Raw genomic sequence first — 5,253 nt, 5'->3', positions numbered from 1 at the left:
TCGTCGTTGCGGAGGGGGGAGGGTGGGGGGTGGGGGGGTGGCTTTAGGGAGGGTTGGGCGGCCCCGCCCACCACACCTCTGGATTCCTGCCTTCGCAGGAATGACGGTAGCGGTGCGAGGTGGGGGGCTCTTGCAAGGTCCTCCGCTGCGAGCATGCCCCGCCCCTCACCCCTCTGGATTCCCCCGCCTTCGCGGGGGCAGGCTCTGCCTGCGCAGGAATGACGTAGCGGGGGGCGGGGGTGGTGTCTGGGGTGAGGGCGGCCCCTCCCGTCCGCCCCTGCCCTGGGTTCCCGCTTCCGCGGGAACGACGAGGTGTGTGGGGGTGGCGGCTCTTGCGGGGGTTCTCCTCTGCAAGCGCGCCCCGCCCCTGGATACCGGCGTTCGCCGGTATGGAGAAGGGGGCTAGGTCTCTACTACGCGGACTTGGCCGTCGTCGCTGGACTCCAGGAGGGCGGTGAAGGGGTAGCCTCGGCGGCGGATCTCGTCGCTGCCGCCCTGGTGGCGGTCTATGACGGTTGCTACGTGGGCGACGGTGCAGCCCTCGGCTTCGGCGGCGGCGATGGCCTGGAAGAGGGAGCCGCCGGTGCTGCAGGCGTCGTCGACGATAACGACGCTGGCGCCGGAGGGGAGGGGGCCCTCGATGAGGCGGCCGGCGCCGTGCGTCTTGGCCTCGTTGCGGACGATGAAGGCGCGGACGGGGGTGCCTGCGTGGTGGCTCTCGACGGCGACGCTGGCGACGATGGGGTCGGCGCCGAGGGTGAGGCCGCCGATGGCGGTCGCGCCGGAGGCCTTCGCGACATCGAGGAACTCCGCGCCGAGAAGCGCGGCGCCCTCGGCGTCCAGCGAGAGGAGGCGGCCGTCGAAGTAGTAACTGCTGTGCTGGCCGGAGGTGAGGATGAAGTCGCCGAAGGTCAGCGCCCCCAGCTCCTTGGCAAGCTCCAGGACCCGCTGGCGTCGCTCGGTGCTCATGGCTGCTCCTTGTACAGTTGGTGTTCTCTTATGTACCGCTCGACGGCCGGGGGGACGAGGCCCTCCAGCGACTCGCCCGCGGCCGCGCGGCGGCGGATCTCGGTGGCGCTGACCTCGACGTCGAGGTCGACTGCGACGGCTCGTGCTGTCGAGCCGGGCGCGATGGCGTCGAGCGCCGCGAGGTCGAGGTCGCCCTGCGCGGGGCGGCCCATGACGACCAGGGTGCAGCGGGACAGCACCTCGGCCGGGGCGTGCCAGCGCGAGAGGTCGTGGACGGTGTCGGCGCCGACGATGAAGTGCAGCTCGGTGTCCGGCCCGTGGGCATCCTGCAGCTCCGCCAGCGTCTCCTCGGTATAGGTCGGGCCGGGGCGGTCGAGCTCGATCGTGGAGGCCTCGTAGCCCGCGTGGCCCTCGATGGCGGCGCGGACCATGGCGAGGCGGTCCTCGCCGGGGCTGATCGCCGTGCCCGCCTTCAGGTACGGGTCGCCGGCTGGGATGAAGAGGACGCGGTCGAGCGAGACGGCGGCGCGAGCGGCATCGGCGGCGGCCATGTGGCCGAGGTGTATGGGGTCGAACGTGCCGCCCAGAACCCCCAGCTTCATAGCGCGGCCTCCGGCGTCCGTGGTGCGTCCGCCTCATGGTAGGGAGGGCGGGAGAGGCGAGTCAAGGCGGAACTCATGCGGGTTGGAGGGCCTCTCCCCACGGGAAGGTCCAATCGGCGATCTGGACGATGTCGCCGTAGCCGACGCCGGCGGCCTCGAGGGCGGCGGTGACGCCGAGACGACGGAACTCGTGCAGGAGCTGGCCGACGACGCGGTGGTCGTCGACGTTGGCGAGGGTAACGAGGCGCTCGGCGGCGAACCAGTGGACGATGTATTCGCCGTCCTCATCGCGTTCGACGCGGCCGTTGCGGCTGGGACGCCGGCGCCGGGCCGGGAGTGGCGTGGCGACTGCCGGTTCTTCCGGCTGGGGCGTGGCCTCAAGGGCCTGCAGGACGCGGTCGAGGACGGCCTGGACGCCGTCGCCGGTGGCGGTGGACATGACGAGCGGGTTCACACCGAGGGGCTTGAGGGCCGCGGTGACATCCTCAAGCTGCAGTTGGGTCTCGTCGGTGTCCGACTTGGTGATGACGACCACCTGCGGGCGGCCGGCGAGGGCGGGGTCGTACTGGGCGAGCTCCTCGTTCACCTGGCGGTAGTCGGCGAGGGGGTCGAGGGCGCCGCCGTCCACGAGGTGGAGGAAGAGGCGGGTGCGCTCGGCGTGGCGGAGGAAGTCGTGGCCGAGGCCGACGCCGAGGTGGGCACCCTCAAGGAGGCCGGGGATCTCGGCCAACACCACAGGTTTCCCACGGTTTTCCACCACTCCCAACTGGGGCTCGAGGGTCGTGAAGGGGTAGGCGGCGACGCGGGGGCTAGCGGCGGTCACGCGGCCGACGAAGCTCGACTTGCCGGCGTTGGGGACGCCGATGACGCCGACGTCGGCGAGCAGTTTGACCTCGAGGCGGACACGAAAGGTTTCACCGGGCTCTCCAGCCTCTCGGAGGAGGGGCTCCTGGTTGACGGCGGTCACGAAGTGGGCGTTGCCCCTGCCGCCACCGCCGCCCTGCGCTACGAGGGCTGTCTGGCCGTCCTCGGCGAGGTCCACGCGGAGGGTCTCGGCGCCGTCGGGGGTCAGGCAGGTTGCGACGGTGCCGACGGGGACGGGGATGTGGACGTCGTCGCCGCTTCTGCCGTGCTTGTTGGACTTGGAGCCGGGTTGGCCGTGACCGGCGCGGAACCTTCGATTCGTTTGGAATCGGCGCAGCGTGTTCTCGGAGGTTGTGGCGAACAGGTACACCGAGCCGCCATTGCCGCCGTCGCCGCCCTCGGGGCCGCCACGTTCGACAAACTTCTCCCGGCGGAAGCAGGCAAAGCCATCACCCCCGTTTCCCGCCTGGACGTGGATCTCCCCGGTGTCAATCATCAGTAACCTTTCAGCCTGTATGTGGAAGAGAAATAACGATGCTTGTAGTAGTCCCGTTGAGAATGTTGGGATGTAGCCGGGTGCGCTAGGGACTCTCTGTTCATTGTAGCAGGCGGGAGGTTGTTGGCTCTATGGGAATGGCATAGCCTGCGGAGAGAGCGGGTTTTGCGACAAAGGGTTGTCCTGGTGCGTTGACCCTGTGGAGAGGGCCAGCGTATACTGGCGTTGCTTCTTTCATCCCCCATTGCGCCGGACCGATGTTCAGGAGGGTGTGTGGCTAATCCACCCCGGGAAGCCTGTGGCGTAGTCGGCGTTTACACTCCGGGCGAAGAGGCGGCAAGGACCGCATTCTTCGGCCTCTTTTCCCTACAACATCGAGGGCAGGAGTCTGCGGGCATTGCGTCGGCGGACGGCCGCACGATCTTCTGCCGCCGCGAGATGGGGCTTGTCTCCCAGGCCTTCCACGAATTCGACCTCGACCGGCTGCCCGGCGACATGGCTATCGGGCACACACGGTACTCGACCACCGGCGCCTCGTACCTCGACAACGCGCAGCCGCTGGAGGTGACGGGCAGCAACGGCCGGCTGGCGCTGGGGCACAACGGCAACGTCATCAACGCGGTCAGCCTGCGCACGGAACTGGAGGAGACCTGGGGGCTCCGGTTCACGACGGCGACGGACTCGGAGGTCATCGCGCAGCTTTTGGCGAACGCGCCCGGCGTGACGTGGGGCGAGCGGCTCGGGTACATGATGCGGCGGCTGCAGGGCGCGTACTCGGTGGTGGCGCTGACGCCCACGGAGTTGATCGCGTTTCGGGACCCGCTGGGCGTGCGGCCGCTGTGCGTGGGCATGTTCCGCGGCGGGTGGGTGGTCGCGTCGGAATCGTGCGCGCTGGACCACATCGGCGCGAAGCTGCTGCGGGAGCTGGAGCCGGGCGAGGCGGTGCTCATCGACAGTGAGGGGCTTCGCAGCATCCACAAGGGCAACGAGGGCAGGCACGCGCTCTGCTCGTTCGAGTACATCTACTTCGCGCGGCCCGACAGCATTCTCGACGGCAAGCGCGTACACGCTGCGCGGCGGGAGATGGGGCGGCAGCTGGCGGTGGAGCACCCGGTCGATGCGGACATGGTCATGGGGATCCCGGACTCGGCCATTGCGGCGGGGACGGGGTATGCGGAGGCCTCAGGGCTGCCGTACCAGGAGGGCCTCGTCAAGAACCGATACGTGGGGCGCACGTTCATCGAGCCGGACCAGAGGCTGCGGGACCTGGGCGTCAGGCTGAAGTTCAACCCGCTGCCAGAGGTGCTCGAGGGCAAGCGGGTGGTGGTGGTGGACGACAGCATCGTGCGGGGGACGACGACGCCGCACGTGGTGAACCTGCTGCGGAGCGCGGGGGCGAAGGAAGTGCACCTCCGGGTGTGCGCGCCGCCGATCCTCTCGCCGTGCCACTTCGGGGTGGACATGGCGAGGAAGTCCGAGATGATTGCGGCGAACAAGACCGTGCCGGAGGTCTGCGAGTTCATCGGCGCGGACTCGCTGGGGTACCTGAGCGTGGAAGGGCTGTTCAAGGCCATCGGCAGGCCGCACGCGCATAGCTGCTCCGCGTGCTTCACCGGCAACTACCCGGTGGAGGTCCAACTGGAGATGGACAAGCTGGCGCTGGAGCGGCCGTAGCCGTCGCGCCGTCCAGTTCCGGCATCTTCCGTCCAGACACACCGAACCACTTCCCGGAGGGTATCTGCGTTGGCAACTGACGCCTACAGACAGGCCGGCGTTGACCGCGACGCCGCCGGCAGCGCCAAGGACCGTATTTTTTCCCTTGCCAGGTCGACCTTCACCCCTGGTGTGCTCGGCGACATCGGGGCGTTTGGGGCGCTGTACAAGGTGACGGGGTACCGCGACCCGGTGCTCGTCGCGCACACGGACGGCGTGGGCACCAAGCTGCGGGTGGCGAGCCTGATGGGGCGGTACGACACCGTCGGCGAGGACATCGTCCACCACTGCACGAACGAAATCCTGACGTGCGGGGCGCAGCCGCTCTTCTTCCTGGACTACATGGGCATGGGCGCGCTGGCGACGGAGAAGGTGGAGCAGTTGGTCGAGGGGCTGGCGCGGGCGTGCCGGGGGCTCGACTGCGCGCTGATCGGCGGGGAGACGGCGGAGATGCCGGGCATGTACCAGGGCGAGGACGTCGAGCTGGTGGGGTTCGTGGTGGGGGCCGTGGAGCGCGAGGGCGTCATCGACGGGAGCGGCATCAGGGCGGGCGACGCGCTGCTGGGGCTGCCTTCGAGCGGGCTGCACACGAACGGGTACTCGCTGGTA

5 protein-coding genes are annotated in these 5,253 nt (G+C 69.3%); 2 read left to right on the top strand and 3 right to left on the bottom strand.

Annotated elements, in window-relative coordinates:
- Positions 1 to 402: 402 nt before the first annotated feature.
- The 3 genes from pyrE to obgE all read right to left on the bottom strand — a co-directional run bounded on the left by pyrE (position 403) and on the right by obgE (position 2,931).
- Complete coding sequence (pyrE, locus tag OXC99_07955; protein MCY4624917.1) at positions 403 to 969, bottom strand: orotate phosphoribosyltransferase; 567 nt, start codon at positions 967 to 969, stop codon at positions 403 to 405.
- Positions 966 to 1,571, bottom strand: a complete 606-nt coding sequence (gene nadD / locus OXC99_07950; GenBank protein MCY4624916.1) for a nicotinate-nucleotide adenylyltransferase — start codon at positions 1,569 to 1,571, stop codon at positions 966 to 968. Before nadD ends, pyrE begins: the two co-directional genes overlap by 4 nt.
- Positions 1,572 to 1,644: 73 nt before the next feature.
- Positions 1,645 to 2,931, bottom strand: coding sequence for a GTPase ObgE (obgE, locus tag OXC99_07945; protein MCY4624915.1), 1,287 nt, complete (start codon positions 2,929 to 2,931; stop codon positions 1,645 to 1,647).
- A gap of 273 nt (positions 2,932 to 3,204) precedes the next feature.
- Here obgE and purF point away from each other — a divergent pair, with 273 nt between their 5' ends.
- Both purF and OXC99_07935 read left to right on the top strand, forming a co-directional pair.
- The gene (purF, locus tag OXC99_07940) at positions 3,205 to 4,605 is read left to right on the top strand and encodes an amidophosphoribosyltransferase (GenBank protein ID MCY4624914.1); all 1,401 of its coding nucleotides are present in this window, start codon (positions 3,205 to 3,207) and stop codon (positions 4,603 to 4,605) included.
- 69 nt (positions 4,606 to 4,674) lie between these two features.
- Positions 4,675 to 5,253, top strand: a 579-nt coding sequence (locus OXC99_07935) for an AIR synthase related protein (GenBank protein MCY4624913.1), incomplete at its 3' end; no start/stop codon positions are given.

The sequence above is a fragment of the Chloroflexota bacterium genome (assembly GCA_026713825.1).
Classification (GTDB): Bacteria; Chloroflexota; Dehalococcoidia; order Lucifugimonadales; family UBA1127; genus UBA1127.
This window is presented reverse-complemented; position numbering and strand designations above follow the sequence as displayed.